Raw genomic sequence first — 26,165 nt, 5'->3', positions numbered from 1 at the left:
GAGTCGGAGGGCCCGGCGGCGTCGCTCACGGCAGCAGGTTGCGCAAACTCGGCAGCCGGTTGCCAAGCGACGCGTTGAGCGTGGCGATATCGTCCAGACGCATGGCGGCATTGAACGCGCCGACGAAACGGTCCACATGCGCGGACGTACCGATCGGATATTGAACGAGCTTCCAGCGATTCGTCGGGCTGTCGTTAAAGCGCAGCCCGCCCGCGTTGTAAGCCGCCGCGACGAGCGGCGGATCGAAACCGGTCAGACGCGCCTGCCGCCAGATATAAGTCGCGCCGGCTTCGATGGAGATAAGCGGATCGCACAGGTCGTCGGGAGCCAGTGCCGGGCGGCGCAGCGCATCGCGCGCCGTGCCGAGCAGCGTCTGCATCAGACCCACGGACACGCGCCCGGGTGTGAGCGCCGGGTCCACCTTGCTGCAGCCGGGTTCGCGCCGCTCCGCTTTCACGCGGCCGCCGCTCTCCGCGCAGATGCACGCGATCACCAGTTCGATCGGCACGGCGACTTTGCTGAGGATCGTGGCGAGCGCCTCCTTCTGTTCGGTGAAGACCTTCAGTGCCTGCGCGTGGTCCGCATCCGTGCAACTTGCATTGGCCTCGTTCTGCAGGGTGACACCGTCACGGCTGAGCCGCCACAGCTCGCTCGACGAGAAATAGCGGTGCGGCTGCGTGAGCCGCGTCAGCTGGTCGGCGCTCAGAATATCGCTTGCGGTGCGGTCGGGCAGCACCGGTGCGGTCTCACCGAACAGCATCGCCCAGGTCTGGCGGCCGAGCACGCCATCGGCGACGAGCGCGCGGTTGTGCGTCTGAAAATCGACCACGGCGTCGCTGGTTGCGCGGCCGAACAAGCCGTCGCTGACGAGCTTGCTGCCCAGCTTGACGAGTTGCGCCTGCGCCTGGGCTACGTCGGCGCCGCGCATCATCGGCGAGGTCAGCCAGAGGTTTCGCATGAAAGTTGGCATCACGGGCATCCTTTTGCGGCAGAGAAGTTATCGATGGAGTTCGCCAGCGTTTCCATCCGTTTCGACAGGTCGGTGTTCGCGCCGGGGTCGGGTGTCAGTTGGCTGCGCGCATTGCGCAATGCAGGGCACATTTCGGCGGGCGGCACGCGGCCATTCATGGCTTGCACCGCCTGCTCGTCCGCCCGAAAGTAGCGTGCGTAGGTCTTGCCGTCGGGCTGCGCTTGCAGCTTTGCCACGGTGTCGTCGAAACGCTGCGTGAGCGCCGCGGCATCGCTTCCGGGCGCGGGTTGCGAGCGCATCGTCTTCAGCGCATCGGCAAGACCGGCCAGCAGTTTCGTGCGGTCCCGGTCGGCGGGCGGATCGGGGAGCAGGGTGATCGCCCGTTCGTAGTCGGATACCGCACACTGACGCGACGCCGCATCCTGCGCCGCGTCGCCGGTGTTCGTCAATTGCGCACAGGCGCTGGCCCGATAGCCGTACAGCTCTTCGCAAAGCGTATCGCTGCGGCGCTCGCAGTTGATCTGTTCCGCGGCCATTGCGCGCAACGGCGCGCGACTGCCGGTTGTCCTGGCGTTATCCGATGCCTGTTTCATGCGTTGCAACTGAGTGACGGACGGATCGGTGACGAACGGCACCGTGCCCGTCGTGCAACCCGCGATCGCGACCAACGCCGCGCCGCGCGCCAGCGCTTTCGTGATCATGGCGATTCCTCGGTCCTGGTCAGGACCAGTGCGGACTGTGCGGCCACGCTCAACGCATCCGTGACGAGGTTGACTGCCTGCTGCTTGTCGATCGGCAGTTTGCCGAGCGCTTCGCCGAGATAGACGAGGCGCTCCAGTTGCGCGGCGGCCTTCGGATCAGGCAGAAGTTGACGCGCCGCATCGGCGAGCGTCTGCAGGCCCGGTTGCGGCGCGGCGTCGGCTGTGCCGGCCGTAAGGGTGGCGTCGGCGGGAAGCGCCTGCTTTGCGTTGAGATGCACGAGCGAGCCGAGGTATTCGTCGAAAGCGTGGGTGAGTTCCGCAACCGACGTGAACTCCGTGTCGGGCCCGCGCGCCGGCAGCACGTTGGCGGTCCGGTTCGCGATGTCGTCCGCGCAGGGTTGCGCGATGTCCGCGGCGTTGCGGCGTGTGCCGTCCTCATTCTTGCGTGTGGCGAGCGCCATCAGGGCGAGGCGAGCGGGCGGGTCGGCGTTCGGGAAGTGCGCCTGCATCAGCGGCGAAATGGCAAAGGCCGCGGCAGCCTGGGCTTCGTCCGGCGCGTCCGGCAGGAGGACAGGATCGAAGGGTTTGCTCAGCAAGGCGGCCTTGAACGTGTTCAGGTCGCGTTGACGCCCAGCGAGCCGTATGCCGGCAATGAGCACGCCGCCGACGATTCCGACCGGTCCGCCCGGCAAGCCGGCAAGGATCGGCGAGGCCGCCGTGCGCAGTACTTCGATCGACTCCGCCAGCGCCCCCGGCAGTCCGGCCGCTTCGAGCGCGGGCAAGCTGGCGCCGGCTTCCTGCAACACGCCGGTGACGCTCGCCGCATCCGCTTTGCCGCTCAGAAGCGGTTGAATCTTGCCGAGCAGATCACTCACGGTGGCGACGGTTGCCGCCGCAGCCGGCAGCGTCTCGCCGCCGAGTCCGAGATCGCTGACACCGCGCGCGACCTGTTGTATCGCAGTCAGACGGTCACGCAGTGAAGACAGCTGCGACTGCGCGTTCGGTGCGGCGTCCGCGGCGCCGGCGCCAGTCGCGCCCGCCGCGGTATCCGCGATGGTGCGCAGGGCGATCGTCGCGGTCTCCGCCGATTTATCGAACGCCGACTTCGTGACGGCGGTCATCCGGTCGGAGTTTTCCCGCTGCGCGGTCGTGGCGGCGTCGGCTGCCGTCTGAATGACGTTGGCGACGTTGGTGGCGGTGGCGTCGGCGGCCGCGTGCGCCTGGAGAATCGCTTTGCGCGCTTGTTCGCTGTTGCGCGAGGTGAAGTAAAACGTGATCACCGCGCCGACAAAACCCGCGATCGCTTCCGTATTGCCGAGGCTGAGATAGCCTTGCATCGCAATCACGAGAAAGCCGAACACCACGACGAAGAGTGAAAGAAGCGCCCGCACACTGCCTTCCGGAGCGCCGAGCGGCAACTGCAGCAGATAGGTGCGCCATTTATGCGGCCCTTCCAGCGATGCCCGTCTCCAGAACGACCATCGCACGAGTCCGACCACGAGCAACATGATGATGAGGCTCAGCGCGACGAACGAAAAGCTGGCGATGATGAGCGTGAACATCACGCGGTTGCGCTGGGCGTCGGAAGTGCCGCCTAGAAGACGCATGGCCTGCTCGCGAGTGAGCTGAACCTGATCGTCGTGACCAGGCACATTCGACGCGCCGAGCATGCCCAGCAACAGCTTGCGATCGAACACGAGCGGCGGCGACGCGGCTTCCACGGCGCTGGCGCCGGTCGCACTCTGTGCGGCGCAGGGTTTAGCCGTCCCCAGCGCAAGGACGGTGAGCAGCAGGCAAAGTGCCCGCCAGAAGATCGACATGGCATGACTCCCAAGGACGGGACGAACCGCCATCCGGGCTGATGCATTCCGGGGACGATAAGTCCGACCGCGACCCTGCGGCAGCCCGATCAAGGGCGGAAGAACAAACGGCAGATGTTCCTGATCTGGCCGTTGCGTCTGATAACGCGCGTTGTTCAGAAGGTCGAGGTTTGGATTGCACATTGGAACGTTGCGGTTCTATCTGAGCACTCGCTGAATCAATCCGGCGGTAATAGCCGCAACGTCAGGCGAAACGGACCGTCTGCACCTTCAGCCATCGTGTCGGCGGACAGAGCCAGTACATATCGTCCGGAACCAGGCAGCGTAATGACGGGCGGCAGAAACGGGCCGTCCGAGTCGCCATCCGGATAGGTCAGCACCATATGCGCGGGCGGCCCTGAGAACGACCATTCCAGACGCATGCCTGAGCGAGCGGAGAAGGCATAGCCGACGCTACCCGCGTTGTGACGGAGCTGGCCGCTGACCGCGATAGCGTCGGCGCTCGCGCCGACGGGCACCGTGATTTCGAGCGGAACAGATCGAACCGCTGGCCCGCAAGTCGACGGACAACCGTTACCGGCCGGCGTGTGGTCCGCGCAGGCACCGGTCAGGCAAGTGAGCAGTGTCCACAGCACCACGCGAACAATCGGCGGCTGAGCGTACCCGTGCATAGGATGCTCATGTGCCCCAGAAGGAGCGCAGTTCGTCCTCGTTGCCGTTAAAGATGTCGCGGTCGAACCGGCCAACGCCTGGTATTTCCGTAGGCGGCGGCCCAAGTGCGCCGTCGGTGTATTGCCACAGCGTCCAGCGGGTCCAGTTCGCCGGCACCACGGCGGTCGGTCCGTACTGCGCCAGCCAGAACCAGCAGTTGGATAGCACCGTGTCGGTGCCTGTTCCGAGTAGCTGCTTGATATCGTGGCCCGAATAGAATCCCGGGTATCGGCCAGTCGCTGACGCGACGTGCGTGACAAAGGCGCGTGCTTCCTCGAGGCTCATGCTCGGTCCCGTCGGGTTCGATTCGAAATCGAGCGCGATCAGGGTGTTGGATACATCGCCGACAGCGTTGAGGAAGCTAACGGCTTGCTGCACCCCGTCGCTGTCCGTGCCGAAATGATAGGCGCCCCAGAGCAGCCCTTGCTGCTGTGCGCTTGCGCGATGACTGGCATACGTCGGATCCACCCCCGTTACGCCCTGTGTCGCTTTGTGAATGACGCCGACTATTCCTGCCGCTTTTAGCGCGGAGAAGTCGACGTTGGCGTTGTGGTGGGATATATCGACGACAACGTTCGAACCGGTTGGCATAAGTTGCCTCGCTCGATTGACTGGTTTCGAAATGCGACGCGCGTCGATAGACCTGACATCGATCGGCAACGATATCGAGTCCCGGTTCGGGAGCGCTCACAGGCATCGCGGCTCGATAGACGAGCCGTTTCCTGCAAGCGATTGAGGGTCTCGCGCATCACGTCAATGCGCCGATCACACGCGGAGTGTTGGATTCAACGTTGCGACCAGAGGCGGGGCGCTCGAGTTTCAGGAAGCGTTCCGATTGCCGCACGTTGCGTTGAGTCTGGTACCTGCAAGAAAACAATAAGCGCTGCGTAAAGGTCTGAAACACGAAACTTCAACGCTGTGTGTGCTACCTCACATTCTTTTTCCGCCAGCTCAAATTGGCCGGGAACGGCGATCATATGGACGATTGGTTTGAGACGTTTTGTACGTGGTCTAGCGTGGTCGCTAATACTAGGAGTCCATACTGTCGAAAGCAGATACAGTCGATCGTTTATCTGTATATGCATAAATACGGGACCATTTTCCATTCCTGTTCAAATGCCCGATACATCGTTCGTCCAATCAATGCGCTTGACCTGCTCGCGGTGGGAAGGGTTTCGCCATGCTTGCGTGTCCGATCTTCTCCAGTACTATCCCGCCACAGTTTCGCCTCCGCAAGACCGAAGCGTCGATCTGGAGAGTGCAGGGACCGCATAACCTCGGGGCACAGCTGGCCTGCCGGCCGCGGCGGAGGACATGATGAGCGACGATGAGAAGGTCGGACAGGCGCGTGGCGATGCGACGCGTCAATGCTGGTTACTGCGGCGCGCGCTCAAAGCGAAGATTTCCGAGGCCGAGCGGTTGATCGCGCAGGCATTCGAAGGCGGTATCGAGATCGACCCCGCGGACATGGCAGTCGTCAGACGCGCGCGTCACGCCGTATGGCATTTCACCGGTTCGGAAGCTCTTGAAATCGCGCTCGACCGAACGCTGATGCGGCTCGTGAAGCAGGTGCGATATCCCAATGCGCAAGTTGCCGAAGACTTGCGCCGCGCTGATGAACTTGCGTCGTACGCCGCTTTTTCCGGGCATAACCTCACGCCCGCCGACATCGCGGTTTTCTCGCGAGCGCGAGCCGCACAGAAGCAGGGGACTTGGGACGCGGATGTCGAGTCGGCTTTCTACCCGGCCGTGGATCGCCTGGCGAGCAGCACACTACCGGTAGTCGCGGAAACGGCGGGCGGCGAAGCGAGACGCGGCGCGCGTCGGGCGATCCGGATCTACACGTGGTCCGCCGTGGTGCTGACCTTCGCTGTCGTTTCGCTCTCGTGCCTGCTTTTCACGGTCAATCAGGTGTCTGACGACGTGCTGCATACCGTTCAGCTCAATGACGCGGGCTCGATGGCGCTGCACAATCAACTGGTGAGCTACGGCGAGAACATTGTGGTGTCGAAGCAGAAGACCGACCGTGAACTTCGCGCGCTGCTGGGATCCGCCTATCAGGAGACTTTCGAATCGGGCAACGCTACGCCCGAGGTGATCGACGCGATAGAGAAGGCGAGCAACGAATTGTATGCGTTGAGCAACTCGCAGCCCGCGTTGCAGATCAAAGAGAATCTGCAACAATTCGCGACCAACAACAGGCAGCTATTCAACGACGTCCATCGCATCCGGCTGATCGGACGGGTGCTGAATCTATCCGTGACCAACCGGTATACGGATCGTGATCCGGATTGTCCCGAAACCGCGCCGAAAGCGGTACTCGTTCCGGTCAACGCGGCTTCGTCTCCCGTAGCATCGGATTGGATCTGTGACCAGAAACGGATTCGCGACAGTCTGGAAATCAAGGTGCCGATGCTGCAACCGGTCGTCAACGAGGGCAAGGACAAAGACAAGGACAATGACTTTTCACTCCATCCGGAGGGTGTGATAAAAGACGGATTCATCAAGATCGCTGCCTATCAGGATATCCGGGCAATGGCGCTGTATGGGCGCGAGATCATCCTTTCCTTTGTCGGCGCGCTGACCGGCTTTGTCCTTCCCGTGGTTTATGCGTGGCTGGGCGCATGCGCGGCGATCCTGAGGAAGATAAAGATCGAGTGTGAGACGAGCCGGTTTCATCCTGAGTACTCGAAGGTGGGGAACCGCTCGCATGTCACGTGCGCCATCATTGTCGGGATAGCGATCGGGCTATTCAGCGATCTCGTTCAGGGCGGCAAGAACATTTCGCCGCTGGGAGTTGCGTTCGTGGCCGGATATGCATCGGATAAGTTCTTTTATTTCGTGGACCGGTTGGTCGATGTGATTTTTCCTTCGCGACAGGCGGGCAGCGGTCCCGTTGCAACCGAGGAGCGCAGCGCCACGGCGACGGTGACTTATTCAGGCCTGCCGTTGAGCGGCGCTGCGTTTGCGGAACAGGTCGAGAAGCCGAAGTTCACGTAATCGATTCCGAATGAGCAAACGCGGACAGCTCGTATGCGGCCGTATGTGGATATCGATCGGGCTCGCGTCGATTTCACTCGCGAGGGCCCGACGCCTGATCACTTGTTGACGGAAGCCAGGAACGGTATCGACCTTTGCGACTTGTCGAGCGAGGCGGTGTAGCGTTCGGCGCGCGGTCGTGCCGCGATCTGGACTGGCCTGCCGGAACAGCGTGCAACCTCCGCCGCCACGTCTTCGTTCAACCAGTTCCACCAGGACGTATTCCGTTCACCGAGAAGAATCAGGTCAGCCGCCGTCTCTTCGGCAACGGAAGCGATCGCGCGCCCGATCGTCATTCTGGTAAGCGGCAACGTCATCATGCGGACTTCGGCTGAACGCGCCTGACCGTCCAGCACGTCCCTGGCACGTGTGATCACCTGGCGGCCATGTTCCTCCATTGACTCGACGATCAGGTCGACGTAACAGTCGGCGGCGCCAATCAAACAGGGCGTCAGGTCGACTACGTGGAGCGCGACGATTTGGGCGTCGTACTTTCGAGCGGCCTCAATGGCGGACGCGAGGATGGTATCTGCGGGACTTGCACTGATTGCGACGAGTATCTTCGTGAACATTCTGGGTGCCTCTTAACTGGTCAGATGAGCTATCTTGACCATGCAGAATGAGCGCTGAATGAGCAGAGGTAGATTCGAAAAAAACAGCGACCCGCTTCGGCCCGGAGGCCGCGCATGGATTCGCGCAGACGCTGGGGCCATTACCCTTGGTCGACATGGGCCGGTTTTGCGTCGCGGAGGCGGGCACGCATGGGAGATCGGGACAATTCAGAATGTGAGGAGACTTCCCCGTTCCGATGCGACGCTGAAGGCGTCGACATCGAAATCGGGCAGCTTGCCGTGCGCCGGATGCGCAGCCACTTCGACGAACCGTGCTCGTCGGAGACGCTCGCAGCGACTGTGCACATGAGCGTTCCCTCGTTCAATCGCCATTTCCGCGCAGTCACGGCGATGAGTCCGTTGCAGTATCAGAAGCATGTGCGCATGCAGGAAGCACGCCAGCCACTGCTGCACCGCGGGGTGCTTGTGCGTGGCGCAGTTGTCGGCGATCAGATGCAGCGTCTTGTCCCTGGGCGTCTTGCGGTCGATCTTGCGCAGGAACTTCAGCGACTCGACATGCGTATGGCGCTGCTCCCGTGACTGCCAGAGTCGGACAGCTGCGCCGCCGCGGCGAGCGAAACGTGGCTGCGTAGCCGGTTACGGCGCAGCCGTAAAGTATTCCGATAGCGTTCGTTAGAGTATCGGCGGCAGAAGGTACAGCGTCGTCGCAAACGTGAGATAGACCGCAGTGACCAGCACCCCCAGGAACCATGCGCTGCGCCCGCCATTGCACACGAGCGAGACGGTGAGCGTGGCAAGAAACATCATCGCGACGGCGCCCGGCCAGAACTGCAGGGTCATGGGCGCCGGGCCGAGAAAGTAGCTGGCGAGTACGAGCACGGGTGCCACGAACAGTGCGATCTGGGTAGCGCTGCCTAGCGCGATGCCGACACTCAAGTCCAGGCGGTTCTTGCGGGCGCCGGAGAAGGCCGCGGTCATCTCGGCGGCGGCCCCTACCAGTGCCACGACGACGAAACCGACGAAGGTGTCGGTCATGCCCATAGCCACCGCAGCTTCCTGCACCGACGCCACGAAGATCTCGCTGACCAGCCCCACGAGCACCGTGACGGCGCCCAGGATGCAGATCGCCAGCCTCAGCGGCCAAGACTCGCCGTCCTCCTCGCCCTTTACGTCGCCATGCCTGACCGAACCGAAGAACTCCCTATGGGTCTTCAGCGAGAAAACCAGGCCCAGGGCATAGGTTACGATGAGCACGATTGCGAGGCATACACTGAGTTGCTGCACGAACGCCTGCCCCGGCGCCTCGCCCGTGCCAGAAGCCAGCGAGGGCACGAGCAGCGCGATCGTGGCCAGGAACAACTGGCCCGCCTGGAGCCTGGCGCTAGCCGCGTTGAAATCCTGCGTGTGATAGCGCATGCCGCCCAGAAGCAGGGAAGCGCCGAGCATGAACAAGGTGTTGGTGACGATGGCACCAGCAATCGATGCCTTCACCAGCATATACTGCCCCGCGCCAAGGGCGGTCAGCGCAATCACCAGTTCGGTGAGGTTGCCCAGTGTCGCGTTGAGCAGGCCGCCGACGGCGTCGCCGGTCTTGGCAGCGACCGACTCGGTGGCATGGCTTAGCAGGCCCGCGAGTGGAATGATAGCCAGCACGGCCAGGATGAACAGCACCTGCCCATGCGCATGGAACAGGTGCTCCGCAGCGAGCACTGTGGGCACGAACACCAGCAGCCAGAGCAGCGGACTCCTGCGGATTTCGTGCCATAGCAGCGTCATTGCTTCACTCCGGTTTCGGTGCACCAGCGATTGATCGCGGTGCCCCTGGTGTCACTCATCGGTTGCGGCCGTAATTGCCTTGACGGCGACGGCAGCGACCAGCGCCGTCAGGATGATGCCGCACATGCCGATGAGGATGGCGAGCACGCGCCCGAGAAGGGTCTTGGGTGCGAGGTCTCCGTAGCCGATTGTCAGGCCGGTGACAAACGAGAAGTAAATCGATTCCTGGACAGACCAGCCTTCGCGCAGGCCGACAATGATGCCGAGCCCGACGAACAGCACGAGCACGGCTGACATGACGGGCCACACCAACCGCAGGCCAAAGAGCATGCCTTGAAGGAATCTCCGTCGCGTGGTGCGGCGATCCATGTCTTCTCCCGACTGGAGTGCAAAAAGCGGATCAATGAACGGGTTATCGGGCTTGCATGAGCATCATGCGCAGCCGCACATGAATGAGCGGATGCTCCTCCTGGAAAGTCGATCGATCTGAACGATCTAGTTCCGGCAGACCATCGAATAAATGGCCTGCCAGTTCACCGCATACGCACCCGCAACACGCTGGTTAAAACCCACCCGATCACCGGGTCTTCGCAACATGTTTCCTTTCCCAAGGGAGGTGAGAATACGAGTGCACCACCGCGAGGTAGAGAATATTTTGTCGTTCACGCTTTCGATACAGTCAGGATCTGGGACGGCCACCGGCTGTATCAGCTACCTACGCTGGCACGCAACTCACGACCTCGTCTTCAGGACGCGGCACGCTGACACCCAGCTCACTGGTTATCCAATGAGTTTTAACTTGCGAGAATCGGCGTAGTAGCCTTGTCGGATTATAGGTGTCACCAGGTGGATGACGGCATAGGGCCTTCGTCCTATGCTTGCCCAGTGGCGGTCGAACCGCGGGCACTAGACAGACAGCTTTGTTCGCGCGGGGGTCAGCAGGAGCGCCGGAACGGCATGCTACTGGCAGTCGCAGAGTTAGCCGTTCACCAAAGGCTTCGACCGATTGCGCGAGCATTTGTCGACCGAAGAATCATTCCGGAATCGTCGACAATTCCTTGCCGATCGCCGCAGCGAAACATCACCACAAGCCGAGTTCCGACGTCGCATACTTTGTCGAGGATCTGTTCCCGCTGAGGTTCATCGAACTTAAGCCAAGGATAGTCAACGTTGCGGGTCGAGCAAGGCATCTCGAACGAGGTGCATCCTGCTGGTCAACGTCAGCGTCTCCTCGCTCTTGCTAGCCGGGCGACCTCGTTTTGCGACGCTGTGGAACTGGCGCTTTCGGGCGCGCAGCACCCGGATGAGCCGTTTTGTGATTGGATGCCGTGGGCGGCCTCGATGGCAGCACGGCTGACCGCACTTGCATACTAGGGCGTAGCGCACGGTAGCGCTTTGGGGGTCGCTGCGGAAAGCCGCTGTGGCAGCAGTGCGCTCTTTTTTGGCCGCCGCCTTTTTTCATCGAAAATTTTTTAGCGGCGGCTACCTGCTCGCTGTACCCACGATTGGCTGCGGCCACCTGTTGGCGCATCCTCAAGATTTCGTCGGGATGCTCTGCAGCCGCCGGTGCACAGGCCGCGGAATTGTTTGGAGCCCGGACGGACGGGCTTGAAAGCACTGCAACGAAAATGGGCGAAGCGGCAACCAGAGAAAAATTCATGATGGGAGTCGCTCCGTTTGCACTATAAAGTGCCCTATAGCGCCACAAATGCTGTGGCGGCCTCGCCGGGGGCGCATTCGATATGCACATGGGAAAACTCGGAGTAAATTGTGTTTGCACCTGATATCGCCGTTGCCGTAGTCGTCGTAGTGACGGCTGCGTAGCGCTCGCCTTGTTCTACGACGCGGCCGCCAAAGTTCGCTAACCAGTCACCTCGGCTCTGGAGAACCTCATGACAGATATCGCACTTGCACGCAAAAATGCCTGCCTCGCAGTGGTTTATGCGGTATTGACGGACCTGATTGACGACAGCAATCTAATCAATGCGGCTCTACGTGTTGCGGATTACCTGGCGGATGATCTTGAAGGCAAGATCACCGAGACTGACGCCGTACTACTTGCTGTCGACGCACTAACCAAAGTTAATCGCGCGACTCGTCAGTGGTACGACGTCGACGGTAACTCGATGGACGCGATGAGAGTCGCAGACTTTGTCATCGATGAGCAAATGAACGGATACGACTGCGCAGCCAGTCCACATAAAACGACTTCGTCTGCGGCGAGAATCCAGGCGCGAGCGGCCGCGGTAATTCGGCCAATGGGATCATCGATGCGGCCCGTTCACCACTGAGGCGCGAGCCTTGCGACCGCGGGCATCCGCAGCGGGAAACCGAGAGCGGGCTCAGCAGACGCGGGTAGTGACAAGACGCGTCTATTACGCCGCTATCGGCTGCCCGTCGAGGAAACTCAGGCGGACGCGGCCGTAAAGCTCGTGCTCGACGGCCACTACCTCATGCCTTCCCTCTGATTTCGACGTGCGCCAAGAGAGCGCGGAAGTTTGTACTTGTTCGGGAAATGCTGTGGCGGGCTTCGCTAAGCGGATAAAACAGAAACTTGAAAAGCGTAACAGGCCAAACAGTAAAGACCGCCGTCGCGCGCCAGAAATGCGCCGTAGCTTGCAATCTGCGTTCAGTAACATATGCTTTTTTTCAGAGTTCTTTCGGGCTTCTTTCCCGAACTCCATGCAACGGGCCGTCAGGCGCGAAACGGCCCGACAAAGCGACAGCGCCGCCGCAGCGCCCAACGCTTTTTCGTTCATCTCAGATCGAGGCGCATGGACAGGAGACGTCAGCATGAGCAACGATGGCGCATCGGACGCTTCGTATCCCTCCACGCTTTCCAGCGACGAACTTGGGCGCATCGACGCCTGGTGGCGGGCCTGCAATTATCTTTCGGTCGGGATGATTTATCTCAGGGACAACCCGCTTTTGCGTGAACCCCTGACAGTCGACCATGTAAAGCACCGTCTGCTCGGACACTGGGGCGCAAGCCCCGCGCTGTCGTTTGTCTGGGCCCATTTGAATCGCGTGATCAAGCGCGACGATCTCGACGTGATCTTCATGGCCGGCCCCGGACACGGTGCGCCGGGCGTACTGGGCCCCGCCTATCTGGAAGGCACCTACTCGGAGGTGTATCCGGACAAAAGCGAAGACGCCGAAGGCATGCGGAAATTCTTCAAGCAGTTCTCGTTTCCGGGGCATATTGGCTCGCATGTGACGCCCGAAACACCCGGCTCGATTCACGAAGGTGGTGAACTCGGTTACAGCCTCTCGCATGCTTATGGCGCCTCACTCGACAACCCCGATCTGATCGTGGCCTGCGTAGTCGGCGATGGCGAGGCCGAGACAGGTCCGCTTGCTACCGCGTGGCATTCGAACAAGTTCATCAATCCCGCGCGCGATGGCACCGTACTGCCGATCCTGAACCTGAACGGCTATAAGATCGCCAATCCGACGATCCTCTCGCGCATCAGCCATGAAGAACTGGCGGCACTATTCGAGGGATACGGTTATACGCCGTACTTCGTCGAGGGATCGGACCCGTCGGAGATGCATCAGAAGATGGCCAGCACGCTCGATACGGTCATCGGCGAAATCCGCGCGATTCACGAAAGAGCGCGCGCAAACAGCAACACCGAGCGCCCGCGCTGGCCGATGATCATCCTGCGCTCGCCGAAGGGCTGGACGGGACCGAAGGAAATCAACGGCCACAAGGTCGAGGGCTCGTGGCGCTCGCATCAGGTGCCGTTTTCCGATGTGCGCGGCAACCCCGCGAATCTCGAACTGCTGGAAAGCTGGCTGCGCAGCTACAAGGGCGAAGAGTTGTTCGACGACAACGGCCAGTTGCTCGCCGAACTGCGCGAGCTTGCGCCGCAAGGGTCACGCCGCATGAGCGCCAATCCGCATGCGAACGGCGGCGTACTGCGCCGCGAGTTGAAGCTGCCGGATTTCCGCGACTACGCGGTTGAGGTCACGCACGCCGGCAAGGTGTTGCGCGAGAACACCCAGCCGCTCGGCCAGTTCCTGCGCGACACGATGCGCTGCAACATGGACACGTTTCGCGTCTTTGGCCCTGACGAGACCGCATCCAACCGTTTGCAGTCCATTTACGAGGTCAGCAAGAAAGTGTGGATGGCCGACATGCTGCCCGAGGACGACGACGGCGGCGAACTCGCGCGCGACGGCCGCGTGATGGAGATGCTCTCGGAACACACGTTGATGGGCTGGCTCGAAGGCTATCTGCTGTCCGGCCGTCATGGCTTCTTTCACACTTACGAAGCGTTCGCGCACGTGGTGGACTCGATGTTCAACCAGCACGCGAAGTGGCTCGACGTGTGCAAGAATCATGTGCCGTGGCGCGCTTCCGTGGCCTCGGAGAACATTCTGCTTTCTTCGACGGTATGGCGTCAGGATCATAACGGCTTCTCGCATCAGGACCCCGGGTTCATCGATCTCGTGACCAACAAGAGCCCGTCGGTCACGCGCGTCTATTTACCGCCTGACGCCAATACGCTGCTCGTCGTGGCGGATCAATGCCTGCGCTCGACCGATTGCATCAATGTAATCGTCGCGGACAAGCAGAAGCATCTGCAATTTACGACCATCGACGAAGCGGTCGTCCATTGCGCGAAGGGCATGGGCGTATGGCGGCGCGCGAGCAATGACGAAGATGTGGAGCCCGATGCGGTGATGGCTTCATGCGGAGACGTCGCCACGCAGGAAGCACTCGCGGCGACGGCTATTTTGCGCGAGCGTCTGCCCGAACTGCGACTGCGCTTCGTGAACGTGGTCGATCTGTTCAGGATGCAGCCGGTGACAGAGCATCCGCACGGCTCTACCGAGCGCGAGTTCGACAGCCTGTTTACGGTCGACAAGCCCGTGATTTTCAATTTTCACGGCTACCCGTGGCTGATTCACAAGCTCGCATATCGTTTTCGCAATCACGAGAATCTGCACGTTCGCGGCTACACGGAGAAAGGCAACATCAATACGCCGCTCGAACTCGCGATTCTCAACAAGGTGGACCGTTTCAACCTCGTGCTCGACGTGCTCGACCGCGTGCCGCGCTTGCAGGGCAGAACCGCGCATCTGCGAGACGACATGAGGAATGCAATTATCCTCAACATGAATTACGCGCACGAGCACGGCACCGATAGCCCGGAGATTTCCGAATGGGTGTGGCCGTATTGACCGGTTCGTCGTCTGCGCCGTGCATCTCGCGCTCGCATGGCCTGAATCAAACTCTTTCTGGCGAGCGTAAAAAACATTAGGAGTTGTCGCAATGAAAGCTCCTGAGGGTCCCCTGCGCATCGCGTTGAGCGCGCCACTTTCGGGCGTGCTGGTGCCGTTGGATAGCGTGCCCGATCCGGTCTTCGCGCAGAAGATGGTCGGCGACGGCGTGTCGATCGATCCGACGTCGGATGAGTTGCTGGCGCCGCTTTCCGGCAAAATCACGCAACTGCATAGCGCGAGCCATGCGCTGACGATCACCGGCGACAACGGGCTGCAAGTCCTGTTGCACATCGGGCTCGACACTGTGCTATTGCGCGGCGAGGGCTTCATGCCGCTCGTCAAGGAAGGCGACACCGTCGCGGTCGGCACGCCGCTGATCCGCTTCGACCCGGTGGTGGTCGGTGCGAAGGCAAGCAGCTTGCTCACGCAGATGGTGATCGCCAACGGCGAACTCGTCACCCGCTATGTGCCCGCTAAAGGCCTCGTCAACGCGGGCACCGACACGGCCCTGTATGTCGAGCTGGCCGGCAGCATCGCGGACAAGGAGACGGCGGGGGCGGCCCGCGCAATCCTCTCTGGCGAAATCACGCTGCCCAATCCGGCGGGCCTGCATGCGCGGCCCGCCGCCGTCGTCGCTGTGGAAGCGAAGAAGTTTACGTCCGAGATCCGCCTGCTGCGCGGCAGCGACAGCGTCAACGCGAAGTCGGTCGTCGCGATCATGGGGCTCGCCACCACGCTCGGAGACAAGCTGCGCGTCGAGGCCCGCGGGCCCGACGCAGCGGAAGCAGCGAGCGTGCTTGCGCGACTGCTCGCCGACGGTTCTGGCGAAAAGCCCGGCGACGCACCGGCGTCTGCCGCAACTCCAGCACCTCCGGTTTCAAGCGCCGAGCCAATCGCCACCCGCGCCGCAGTCGCCGAGGCCGACCCTAACGAGTTCACCGGGGTCTGCGCTTCGCCGGGAGTCGCCGTCGGCAACGTGGTGCAGTTCCGCCAGCAAGTGATCGACGTGAACGAAGCGGGCGAATCGCCGCAACGCGAGCGCGCGAAACTCGAAGCGGCGCGGCACCAGGCGCGTCAGCAGATCGAAGCGCTGAAAGCGACGCTCGCCGATGCGTCGAAGGCGCAGATTCTGGCTGCGCATCTCGAACTGCTGGACGACCCCGACCTGAGCGATATGGCGATCGCCAGCATCAGCGAAGGCAAGAGCGCGGGCTTTGCGTGGCGCGAGGCTTTCCAGAGGCAGGCGAGCACCCTCGCGAAGCTCGACAACCCGCTGCTGCGCGAACGTGCGGGCGATGTCCGCGACGTCGGCCGGCGGGTGCTCGCGTTGCTCGCGGGCGTCAGGCAGGCGCAAATCGACGTGCCGCAGGACTCGATTCTGGTTGCCGAAGAACTGTCTCCGTCTGACACCACGTCGCTCGATCGCAGCAAGGTGCTCGGCTTCTGCACGACGACCGGCGGGGCGACGAGTCATGTTGCGATCCTCGCGCGTTCGCTCGGCATTCCCGCGATTTGCGGTATCGACGCCCGCGCGCTGCAAGTCGCCGACGGCACCCCCGTCGTGCTCGACGGTTCGCGCGGCCGCTTGCGGCGCCACCCGAGCGCCGACGAACTGGCGCAGGCGCACGAACGCATCGGGCGCCAGGCCGCCAAACGCGAAGCCGAAAAGCTCGCGGCGAGCAAGCTCGCAATGACGGCCGACGGCCACCGCATCGAAGTCGTCGCGAACATCCGCAATGCGCAGGAGGCGCGCGACGCGGTGGCGGCCGGCGCCGAAGGCGTGGGCCTGTTGCGCTCCGAGTTCCTGTTCGATGCGCGCGACACCGCGCCATCCGAAGACGAGCAGGCCGCCGAATACTGTGCGGTAGCCGAGGCGCTCGGCCGCGAACGTCCGCTTGTGGTCCGCACGCTCGACGTCGGCGGCGACAAACCGCTGTCGTATCTGCCCCTACCGAAGGAAGACAATCCGTTCCTCGGTTTGCGCGGCGTGCGGGTGAGCCTGGCACGTCCCGACATTTTCCGCACGCAATTGCGCGCGATCCTGCGCGCGGCGCCACTTGGCAATCTGCACGTGATGTTCCCGATGATCGCGACGGTCGAGGAAGTGAAGGCCGCGCGCAAAATCCTGCTCGAAGAAGCCGGCGACCACGCGGCGAGCGTCAAGGTCGGCGTGATGATCGAAGTGCCTGCTGCCGCGCTGATCGCCGAGCCGCTCGCGCGCGAAGTCGACTTCTTCTCGATCGGCACGAACGACCTGACGCAATACACGCTCGCGATGGACCGTGGTCATCCTCAACTCGCAAAGCAGGCCGATGCGCTTCACCCTGCGGTACTACGTCTGATCGGCATGACGGTCGAGGGCGCGCATCGGCACGGCAAATGGGTCGGCATTTGCGGCGGCATCGCGTCGGACGCGATGGCCGTGCCCGTGCTCGCGGGCCTCGGCATCGACGAGCTGTCGGTCAGCATTCCCGCTATCGGTTCGGTCAAGGCCCAGCTTGCGCGGCTGACGATGGCCGAGGCCAGCAAGCTCGCCGCCGACGTGCTGCGTCTGGGCACCGCCGCGGAAGTCCGCGCGCAACTTTCCCGTTTTTCCGACTGAGCGGATCAAGAGGAGACCTGCCATGTTTTCGCATGCGTTCGGAGTCTTGCAGAAGGTCGGCAAGTCGCTGATGCTGCCGGTCGCGGTACTGCCAGTGGCCGGCCTGCTGCTCGGTCTCGGCGCAACCGACTTTCACGGTTACGTGCCGGCGGTCGTGCTCGCGCTGATGAAGAACTCGGGCGACGTGATCTTCGCGAACCTGCCACTGATCTTCGCGATCGGTGTCGCGCTCGGCTTCACCGAGAACGATGGCGTCTCGGGCATTGCCGCGACGATCGGCTATCTGGTGATGACGGCGACGCTCGGCGTCATCGCGAAGGTCGAAGGCATCGAGCCCGACATGATCATGGGCATCCCGTCGATCCAGACCGGCGTGTTCGGCGGCATCCTGGCCGGTGGCCTCGCGGCGTGGATGTTCAACCGCTACTATCGGATCACATTGCCGTCGTATCTCGGCTTCTTCGCGGGCAAGCGCTTCGTGCCGATCGTCACGGCGATCGGCGCAATCGTGCTCGGCGGCATCCTGTCCTTCATATGGCCGCCGATCGGCAGCGGCATCAAGGCATTCTCGCACTGGGCGGCGGTGTCCGACCCGCGCACCGCAGCAACTGTTTACGGTTTCGTCGAGCGTCTGCTGATTCCGTTCGGCCTGCATCACATCTGGAACGTACCGTTCTTCTTCGAAATGGGTAGCTACCTCGATCCGACGACCGGCAAGACGGTGCACGGCGACATCACCCGTTTCTTTGCGGGCGATCCGAGCGCGGGCATCCTCGCGGGCGCATTCCTGTTCAAGATGTTCGGTCTGCCCGCGGCGGCGATCGCGATCTGGCACTGCGCGAACCCGGAGAAGAAAGTGGCCGTCGGCGGCATGATGATTTCGGCCGCGCTGACGTCGTTTCTCACCGGCATCACCGAGCCGATCGAATTCGCGTTTCTGTTCGTCGCGCCGCTCCTTTACTTCATCCACGCGTGCCTCGCGGCGTCGGCGCAGTTCGTCGCGAACACGCTGGGCATGCGCATGGGCTTTACGTTCTCGCAAGGCGGGATCGATTTCCTGATGTTTAACCTGGTCGGTAATAAGGGCACCCACGCCTGGTACGTTTTCGTTCTCGGCCCAATTTACGCGGTGATCTATTACGGCGTGTTCCGCTTCTTCATCACGCGCTTCAACCTGAAGACGCCCGGCCGTGAGGACGACACGGTCGAAACGGCGCCGCCCGCCACGAGCGGCACAGGCGGGCGTCCGCGCGAACTGGTGCTTGCGTTCGGCGGACGCTCGAACATCACCAGTCTCGACGCGTGCATTACGCGTCTGCGCGTATCCGTGAAAGACCCCGCGCGCGTCAACGAAGCAAAGCTGAAAGCACTCGGTGCAGCGGGCGTGATGCGCGTCGGCAATGGCGTGCAGGCGATCTTCGGGCCGCTGTCGGAGAACCTGAAAACCGACATGCAGGAGTATCTGAAGACGGCAGGCAGCGACGCCGACCTGGCCCCGGCCGGCACGCCCGTCACACCGGACGAACCAATGGCTAACGCGGGCGCTACGGCTGCTGCGGTGCTGGCGGGTTCAGCGCAAAGCTCGGCGCAGGAAATCGCGCGTGCGGAGAGGATTCGCGCGGCACTCGGCGGGGCGGCCAATATCATCAAGCTCGAAGCGCTAGCGGCCACGCGCTTACGCGTCGAGCTGTCCGACATCTCGCGGATCGACGCGGCGGCGCTCAAGGCTGCGGGTGTGCCTGCCACGCAAGCGTTGAAGAACGGCGCGATCGACCTGCTGGTCGGACTCGGCGCCGAGAATCTCGCGAACGCGCTGCACTGGACACCGACAGGCCATCCAACTCCGGCATGACATGCGAGGGAAGCGATCATGAACGATGTTTCCGTAGCGGATGCGGCTTCGAACGTGAAAGCCGCGTCGCTCGATGTGAGCGGCTACGCATTCCAGCACGACGTGGTGAGGAATCTGATTTGCCGCGCGGGGCGCTACCCGGACATTGCGGGCCCGCACGACTGGTACATGGCGCTCGCCTTCAGCGTGCGTGATCGCATGCTCGCGTGCTGGGCTGCATCGACGAAAGTCTATGCGGCGAAGGACGTCAAGGTGGCCTGCTATCTGTCGGCGGAGTTCCTGATCGGACCGCAACTCGGCAATAATCTGCTCAATCTCGGCATGCAAGACGAAGCGCGCGAAGCCATGCACGCGCTCGGCCAGGATCTCGACGTGCTGCTCGCGATCGAGGAAGAGCCGGGACTCGGCAACGGCGGACTTGGACGCCTTGCCGCGTGCTACATGGATTCGCTGTCGACACTCGAAATACCGGCAATCGGTTACGGCATCCACTACGAGTTCGGCATCTTTGATCAGGAGATTCGCGACGGCTGGCAGGTTGAGGTGACCGACAAATGGCTGCAGAACGGCGACCCATGGGAAATCGTGCGGCCGGATGTGAGCCACTACGTAGGCTTCGGCGGATACACACAGCAGCAGACTGACGACGAAGGCCGCCTGCGCGTGAGCTGGATACCGGCGCGGCAAGTGAAGGGCGTCGCCTGCGATCTGCCAGTGCAGGGCTATCGTGTCGATACCTGCAATGTCCTGCGGCTGTGGAAGAGCGAAGCGGTGGAGTCGTTCGACTTTCAGGACTTCAACGCCGGCCAATACTACGAGGCGGTGCAGGAAAAAGTCGTGTCGGAAACCTTGTCGAAGGTGCTCTATCCGAACGACGAGCCGGAAGCGGGCAAGCGCCTGCGTCTCGCGCAGCAGTACTTCTTCGTTTCGTGTTCGCTGCAGGACATGCTGAGGCTGATGGAACTGAAGGGCACTTCGATCGACCATTTCGCGGACTTGTTCGCCGCGCAACTCAACGATACGCATCCGTCGATCGCGGTGGCCGAGTTGATGCGTCTGCTGCTGGACGTGCGCGGGCTTTCGTGGGATACCGCGTGGGACATCACGCAGCGCACCTTCGCGTACACCAATCACACGCTGTTGCCCGAGGCGCTCGAAACCTGGGGTCTGCCGCTCTTTCAGAGCCTGTTGCCGCGCCCGCTCGAAATCATCTACGAAATCAATCGACGTTTTCTTGACGACGTGCGGCGCATTTTTCCCGGCGACGACGCGCGCGTGACGCGTATGTCGCTGATCGACGAACGCGGCGACAAGAAAGTGCGCATGGCGCATCTGGCCACGGTTGGCAGTCATGCGGTCAACGGCGTGGCCGCGTTGCATTCGGATCTTCTACGCCAAACCGTGCTTCGCGATTTCGCCGAGATATATCCGCAGCGCTTTCTCAACGTCACGAACGGCGTGACGCCGCGCCGCTTCCTGATGTTGAGCAACCCTGGTCTCACGCGTCTTCTCGATCAAACGATCGGCCACGAATGGAGCACCGATCTCACGCAGCTCGACGCACTTGCTGCACACGCCGATGATGCCGGCTTTCATGAAGTGTGGCGCGCGATCCGGCGCGACAACAAGGCCGCGCTCGCGGCGCGGATCGCGAGCGCAACGGGCATCGACGTCGATCCGACCGCGCTGTTCGACATTCAGGTCAAGCGCATTCACGAATACAAACGCCAGCATCTGAACGCGCTGTACATCATCAGTCTGTATCACCAGCTATGCCGCAATCCCGCGCTCGACATTGCGCCGCGCTGCTTCATCTTCGGCGGCAAGGCCGCGCCGGGCTACGCGATGGCTAAGCTGATGATCCGCCTTGTCACCGGCATCGCGGAAGTCGTCAATCATGATCCGCTAATCGACGGCCGGCTGAAAGTGGTCTTCTATCCGGACTTCAACGTCAAGAACGGACATTGGGTCTATCCCGCCGCGGACTTGTCCGAACAGATTTCGACAGCGGGCAAGGAAGCGTCGGGCACGGGCAATATGAAGTTCATGATGAACGGCGCGGTGACGATCGGCACGCTCGACGGCGCGAACGTGGAGATCCGCGAAGAAGCGGGCGCCGACAATTTCTTCCTGTTCGGCTTGACCGCGCAGCAAGTCGAAGAGGCCAAGCGCGACGGCTATCGCCCGTCCGACTACCTGCAATCCAACGACGACTTGCGCGAAGCGCTCGCGCAGATCGCACAAGGGCGCTTCTCGCGCGGCGATGCGGACGTGTTCAGGCCGCTCGTCGACAATCTGCTGCACGCGGACCCATTCCTCGTGCTGGCCGATTTCGCGGATTACGTCGCGTGTCAGCAACGCGTCAGCGACGCGTGGCGCGACTCGAGCAGCTGGACGCGAATGTCGATCATGAACACGGCACGCTCGGGTAAGTTCTCGTCGGATCGCGCGATCAGCGAGTATTGCGAGCGCATCTGGAATGCGCATGCGGTGAGGATCGACCTTGGTCAGCCGTAACACCGACATTACGCGCGGCTACGAGGCGCGGCCCGGTTCGCGATTTCCGCTCGGTGCGTCGGTCGTGCCGGAGGGGGTCAACTTCTGCATTTTTTGCCGGCATGCGACTCACCTCGAACTACTGCTTTACGCTTCCACGGATAGCATCGAGCCGTTTCAGATCATCGGACTCACGCCCGAAAGGAACCGCACGTTCTATTTCTGGCATGTGCTGGTCGAAGCGCTTCCTGTGCCGTGTTGCTACACGTGGCGCGCCTACGGCCGTCATGGCGTGCCGCAACTCGACGACGAGGCACTGGGCCGTCGCGAGTTGCTCGACCCCGCCGCGCGCGCGGTCAGCGACCGCCAGTGGCGGCGCGAGCCCGCAGCCGATGGGCACGAGCCCGGGCATACGTCCTATAGAGCCATCGTCACCGAACCGCTGGACAAACGCGAAGAGGTGGCCGTGCGCACGCTCGACGACGCGGTTATCTACGAATTGCATGTCGGCGGCTTCACACGCGATCCATCGAGCGGCGTACGACATCCGGGCACGTTCGCGGGGCTGATCGAGAAGATCCCTTATCTGAAGGAGCTGGGCATCACGCACGTCGAACTGCTTCCTGTGATGGCCTTCGATGAGCAGGACGTGCCGGCATCGGCCGCCGCCAAAGGGCTCGTCAATTACTGGGGCTATAGTACCCACAGCTTCTACAGTCCGCATCCGCGCTATTGCGTCGAGCCTGAGCGAGCACCGCAGGAATTTCGCGCGCTGATCGACGCGATGCACGCGGCCGGCATTTGCGTGCTGCTTGACGTGGTGTTCAATCACACCGCGGAAGCGGGACTGAGCGGTCCGGTGATCAATTTCAAGGTGCTCGCCAACGAAGTCTTCTATCACGTCGATCCGGCGGACGGTGGGCGTTATCTCGACTACACCGGCTGTGGCAATACGGTCAACTGCAATCATCCGCTGGTGTCGGCGTTCATCCTCCACTGCCTCGAGTACTGGGTGGAGGAACTCGGGGTGGACGGCTTTCGCTTTGATCTGGCGAGCGTCTTCACGCGCGGCGAAGGCGGCGCGCTGCTGCGTACGCCACCGTTGCCGTGGGCGATGGAAGCGTCGCCAGTGCTCGGGCGCGTGCCGCTGATCGCCGAGGCGTGGGACGCGGCGGGCCTGTATCACGTCGGTGCGTTTCCGGGCATGGCGTGGGCCGAATGGAACGGCCGCTACCGCGATGTGATCCGCCGTTTCGTGCGGGGCGATCCGGGACTGATCGGCCTGATGTGCACGTGCCTCGCGGGAAGCGCGGATCTCTATGAAGCGGACGGCAGACTGCCCGCAAACAGCATCAACTTCGTGACCTGCCACGACGGCTTCACGTTGCGCGATCTCGTCAGCTACGACGCGAAGCGCAACGAGGCGAACGGCGACGACAACCGCGATGGCAGCAACGAGAACCTGTCGTGGAACTGCGGCGCCGAGGGCGACACGGACGATCCGTCTACCGCCGGCCTGCGTTTGCGGCAGGCGCGCAACTTCATGGCGATCCTGTTGCTAAGCCAGGGCGTGCCGATGCTGCTCGCCGGCGACGAAATCCTGCGTAGCCAGCGCGGCAACAACAATGCGTACTGTCAGGACAACGCGCTATCGTGGATGGACTGGCACTTCTCCGATGGCGCGCTCGACATGCTGCGTTTCGTGCGCGAGATGATCGGGCTTCGCAGGCGTCACGCGAGCCTGCGCCGTCGGCGGTTCCTCACGGGCCGCGCCGGGCATGGGCAAACGCATCCCGATGTCGCCTGGCATGGCGAACGGCTCGGCGTTCCCGCATGGGGCGACCCGGGCGCCCGGCTGGTGGCGTTCACGCTTGCGGGACATGCGCCGGGCGAACCCATGTTGCACATCGTCCTCAACATGAACGCGGATGCGCGCGATGCAGAGCTTCCCGCCCTCGACGACGCGAAGTGGCGGCGGATGGTCGATACGGCCGCAGAACCACCGGCGGACATTGTCTCGACTGTTGAAACAGCCCGCGTCGAGCGCGTTACCTGCCGTGTAGAGGCGCGCAGTGTCGTGGTGCTTGAATCACGATGAATGTACGCGACGCATGGCGTGTGCGCCGTTGCGCTCGTGCTCGGCGCTTGCGCACAACCGGAGCAGCGTGTGCAAATGGGGATGAATGAACAGGTGGTTATCGCGAAGCTCGGTCCGCCGAAGGAGACGTACGATCTGCCCGACGGTGGCAAGCGCCTCATGTGGCCTACTCAGCCGCCAGCGCGCGAATCAATAGCCGCGCTGAAAACAGTTATCAGCCGGCGCGCGAACGTGAGCGACGCACGCGCGGCTTCCGTGATCCTGAACGCACGCAGGTTTTCTGGTCGAGCTTCGGTCCGATCCGTCAGCACTTCGCGCTCAAGCGGCACCTGCTGTGCGCCTCACTCTGTCGCAACCAGCTCGCCACACGCTTCGCCGCCCGGCATTGTTTCACTGACGCCGCCCAAATTCCGTCCGTTTTCTGGGCAGGCGTCTGTCCTCTCCGCTATTGCGTCGCCAACAGTTAATGTGGCAGCGCGACAGGGGGGCAACCCGCGCTGCGATGACGATTGATTTTCGCTCTCGACGCGCTCAACGATGGTCAGACGCAGGCGTCTGGCCTGCACCTGCGGCATCAAGGTACGCATCGACCGCGCTGCCTATGGTCGGATGAAAGCACGCATCGGGAAAGATCGGCGACAGCTCCAGGCGCCTGAGCTTGTCACGGACGGGGTCTTTCATCTCGGCGAAATGCAGCTCGATGCCGCGGTCCCGTAACGTGCGGTGGAGCTCGCGCAGCATGTCGGCCGAGGTGACGTCCACGCTCGTCACCGGCTCGGCAGTCACGACGACTCGTTTGACGGGCGTAGTGGCCTGCTGCGCCGCCTCGATCACGCGCTCCTGGAACAATTCTGCGTTCGCGAAGAAGAGCGGCGCATCCCAGCGAAAGAGCAGCAGTCCCGGAATCTGTGTCGCGTGCGGGTAACGCTTCATGTCATGATAGCCGCGCAGTCCGTCGACGCGGCCGAGTACCGCGTAATGGGGACGCCATCCGTCCCATAGAAATTCGATGATAGCGATGACCACCGCAATGCAGATGCCGGGAATCGCGCCGAACACCGCGACGCCGGCGAAGCAGCAAATCGACAGCCAGAACTCCCATTGCTGAATGCGATAGATGCGCTTAAGGCAACGCTGATTAAGTCCACCGATCCGGTACGTCAAGCGTTATAGAGATCGGATTGAATGAGGAAGGCGAACCAGGATGAAGCAGCAGACGCTGGCGATGGCAGCCGATCAAGGTGCGGGTTTTGAGACGCACCGCAAACGCACGCGGCGCGACGAGTTTCTCGACACGATGAATGCGATCGTGCCATGGGCGCAGTTGTGCGCGGTGATCGAGCCGCACTATCCGAAACGCGGCAATGGCCGCCCGCCAATTGGTCTGGAGCGCATGTTGCGGATTCACTTCATCCAGCACTGGTTCAATCTGGCCGACTTCGCCTGCGAAGAGGCACTGTACGACAGTGCTAGCCTGCGTCGCTTTGTGGGTATTGATCTGGGCTGCGAAGCCGTGCCGGACGCGACGACGCTGCTCAAATTCCGGCGCCTGCTGGAGACCCACCAACTGGGTGAGCAGCTCTTCGCCGAAGTGGGCCGGGTACTTCAGGCCAGCGGCATGAAGCTCAGGAGCGGCACCATCGTGGACGCCACGATCATCGGTGCGCCGAGCTCGACAAAGAATGAACAGAAGGCGCGCGACCCCGAGATGCATCAGACCCGCAAGGGTAAGCAGTGGTACTTCGGCATGAAGCTGCACATTGGTGTCGATAGCCAAAGCGGGCTGGCGCACAGCGCAGTGCTCACTCCGGCCAACGTGCATGACAAGCACCCGCTGCCGCAATTGCTGCACGGCCAGGAGCAGCGCGTCTACGGCGACAGCGCCTATGCGAGCCAGAAAGACCTGATTCACGGCAAGGCGCCGAAGGCACGCGACTTCACCAATCAGCGGACGCGTCGTGCGGGCGGAGAAGTCGACGAGGTGCAGCGCGGCAGGAATCGCAACAAGTCGAAGATCCGGGCCCGGGTCGAGCATGTCTTTGCGGTCGTGAAGCGACTATGGGGATTTACGAAGGTGCGCTATCGCGGGTTGGCAAAGAACGCCAACCGGGCGTTCGTCGCGCTCGCGCTGGCCAACGTCTACCTGTCGCGCAGGCAACTGACGGCATCGGTACGCCCATAGTGGGCCAAAGGCGGGCAAAGTGCCCGCCCACAAGGCCCGCGAGGGCCGCAAAGCAACGGCGCAAGCTCGGCCTCATGACTTGACGACGTTCAAATTGCTAACGCGTCGCCAATT

Annotated in this window: 17 protein-coding genes and 4 pseudogenes; 10 read left to right on the top strand and 11 right to left on the bottom strand. The window is 62.4% G+C overall.

Going from position 1 to position 26,165, the window contains the following annotated elements; genetic code table 11:
• Positions 1-25: 25 nt before the first annotated feature.
• The 5 genes from B0G71_RS41480 to B0G71_RS26365 form a co-directional block, all read right to left on the bottom strand.
• Positions 26-970: a peptidoglycan-binding protein gene (locus tag B0G71_RS41480; RefSeq protein WP_181916829.1), complete on the bottom strand. Its 945-nt coding sequence runs from the start codon at positions 968-970 to the stop codon at positions 26-28.
• The gene (locus B0G71_RS26380) at positions 970-1,671 is read right to left on the bottom strand and encodes a hypothetical protein (RefSeq protein WP_116145411.1); all 702 of its coding nucleotides are present in this window, start codon (positions 1,669-1,671) and stop codon (positions 970-972) included. Before B0G71_RS26380 ends, B0G71_RS41480 begins: the two co-directional genes overlap by 1 nt.
• Entirely contained in the window at positions 1,668-3,491 is a 1,824-nt protein-coding gene (locus B0G71_RS26375) for a hypothetical protein (RefSeq protein ID WP_116145409.1), read from the bottom strand. Before B0G71_RS26375 ends, B0G71_RS26380 begins: the two co-directional genes overlap by 4 nt.
• A 218-nt stretch (positions 3,492-3,709) precedes the next feature.
• Positions 3,710-4,162, bottom strand: coding sequence for a hypothetical protein (locus B0G71_RS26370; RefSeq protein ID WP_116145407.1), 453 nt, complete (start codon positions 4,160-4,162; stop codon positions 3,710-3,712).
• Positions 4,163-4,169: 7 nt separating this feature from the next.
• Positions 4,170-4,862, bottom strand: a complete 693-nt coding sequence (locus B0G71_RS26365) for a glycoside hydrolase family 25 protein (protein ID WP_147308711.1) — start codon at positions 4,860-4,862, stop codon at positions 4,170-4,172.
• A 654-nt stretch (positions 4,863-5,516) separates the two neighbouring features.
• Between B0G71_RS26365 and B0G71_RS26360 the strand changes: the two genes are divergently transcribed.
• A complete protein-coding gene (locus B0G71_RS26360; protein ID WP_147308710.1) occupies positions 5,517-7,202 on the top strand; it encodes a hypothetical protein in 1,686 nt (561 codons plus the stop codon).
• A gap of 98 nt (positions 7,203-7,300) precedes the next feature.
• Here B0G71_RS26360 and B0G71_RS26355 read toward each other — a convergent pair whose 3' ends face one another.
• Positions 7,301-7,813, bottom strand: coding sequence for a universal stress protein (locus B0G71_RS26355; protein WP_116145401.1), 513 nt, complete (start codon positions 7,811-7,813; stop codon positions 7,301-7,303).
• Positions 7,814-7,927: 114 nt separating this feature from the next.
• Here B0G71_RS26355 and B0G71_RS42535 point away from each other — a divergent pair.
• Positions 7,928-8,212, top strand: a pseudogene (locus B0G71_RS42535) (hypothetical protein); the annotation flags it as partial.
• 15 nt (positions 8,213-8,227) lie between these two features.
• Here the strand turns inward: B0G71_RS42535 and B0G71_RS42100 are convergent.
• The 3 genes and pseudogenes from B0G71_RS42100 to B0G71_RS26340 form a co-directional block, all read right to left on the bottom strand.
• Positions 8,228-8,386 (bottom strand): annotated as a pseudogene (locus B0G71_RS42100) (IS630 family transposase); the annotation flags it as partial.
• Positions 8,387-8,485: 99 nt separating this feature from the next.
• Complete coding sequence (gene cax, locus B0G71_RS26345; RefSeq protein ID WP_116145397.1) at positions 8,486-9,589, bottom strand: calcium/proton exchanger; 1,104 nt, start codon at positions 9,587-9,589, stop codon at positions 8,486-8,488.
• Positions 9,590-9,640: 51 nt separating this feature from the next.
• A complete protein-coding gene (locus tag B0G71_RS26340; protein WP_181916827.1) occupies positions 9,641-9,958 on the bottom strand; it encodes a potassium channel family protein in 318 nt (105 codons plus the stop codon).
• Between the two features lie 1,523 nt (positions 9,959-11,481).
• Here B0G71_RS26340 and B0G71_RS26325 point away from each other — a divergent pair.
• Positions 11,482-11,880, top strand: a complete 399-nt coding sequence (locus tag B0G71_RS26325; protein ID WP_116145393.1) for a hypothetical protein — start codon at positions 11,482-11,484, stop codon at positions 11,878-11,880.
• A gap of 84 nt (positions 11,881-11,964) precedes the next feature.
• Here the strand turns inward: B0G71_RS26325 and B0G71_RS41030 are convergent, their stop codons facing one another.
• On the bottom strand, positions 11,965-12,348 hold the full coding sequence (locus tag B0G71_RS41030; RefSeq protein ID WP_147308709.1) for a hypothetical protein: 384 nt from the start codon (positions 12,346-12,348) through the stop codon (positions 11,965-11,967).
• Between the two features lie 34 nt (positions 12,349-12,382).
• Here B0G71_RS41030 and B0G71_RS26320 point away from each other — a divergent pair, with 34 nt between their 5' ends.
• The 6 genes and pseudogenes from B0G71_RS26320 to B0G71_RS26295 form a co-directional block, all read left to right on the top strand.
• Complete coding sequence (locus B0G71_RS26320; RefSeq protein ID WP_116145391.1) at positions 12,383-14,779, top strand: phosphoketolase; 2,397 nt, start codon at positions 12,383-12,385, stop codon at positions 14,777-14,779.
• 91 nt (positions 14,780-14,870) lie between these two features.
• Positions 14,871-17,423, top strand: coding sequence for a phosphoenolpyruvate--protein phosphotransferase (gene ptsP / locus B0G71_RS26315; RefSeq protein ID WP_116145389.1), 2,553 nt, complete (start codon positions 14,871-14,873; stop codon positions 17,421-17,423).
• Between the two features lie 22 nt (positions 17,424-17,445).
• Positions 17,446-19,275: a PTS glucose transporter subunit IIBC gene (gene ptsG / locus B0G71_RS26310; RefSeq protein ID WP_116145387.1), complete on the top strand. Its 1,830-nt coding sequence runs from the start codon at positions 17,446-17,448 to the stop codon at positions 19,273-19,275.
• Positions 19,276-19,293: 18 nt separating this feature from the next.
• Positions 19,294-21,792, top strand: a complete 2,499-nt coding sequence (locus tag B0G71_RS26305; RefSeq protein ID WP_116145385.1) for a glycogen/starch/alpha-glucan phosphorylase — start codon at positions 19,294-19,296, stop codon at positions 21,790-21,792.
• Positions 21,779-23,869: a glycogen-debranching protein gene (locus B0G71_RS26300; RefSeq protein ID WP_116145383.1), complete on the top strand. Its 2,091-nt coding sequence runs from the start codon at positions 21,779-21,781 to the stop codon at positions 23,867-23,869. The genes B0G71_RS26305 and B0G71_RS26300 overlap by 14 nt, the downstream gene beginning before the upstream one ends.
• Before the next feature lie 176 nt (positions 23,870-24,045).
• Positions 24,046-24,336, top strand: a pseudogene (locus tag B0G71_RS26295) (hypothetical protein); the annotation flags it as partial.
• Positions 24,337-24,400: 64 nt separating this feature from the next.
• Here the strand turns inward: B0G71_RS26295 and B0G71_RS26290 are convergent.
• Positions 24,401-24,997, bottom strand: a pseudogene (locus B0G71_RS26290) (STAS domain-containing protein); the annotation flags it as partial.
• Positions 24,998-25,073: 76 nt separating this feature from the next.
• Between B0G71_RS26290 and B0G71_RS26285 the strand changes: the two are divergent.
• Complete coding sequence (locus B0G71_RS26285; protein ID WP_116140668.1) at positions 25,074-26,051, top strand: IS5 family transposase; 978 nt, start codon at positions 25,074-25,076, stop codon at positions 26,049-26,051.
• The last annotated feature ends 114 nt before the right edge of the window (positions 26,052-26,165 follow it).

It is taken from the genome of Paraburkholderia sp. BL27I4N3 (genome assembly GCF_003386115.1).
GTDB lineage: Bacteria > Pseudomonadota > Gammaproteobacteria > Burkholderiales > Burkholderiaceae > Paraburkholderia.
This window is presented reverse-complemented; position numbering and strand designations above follow the sequence as displayed.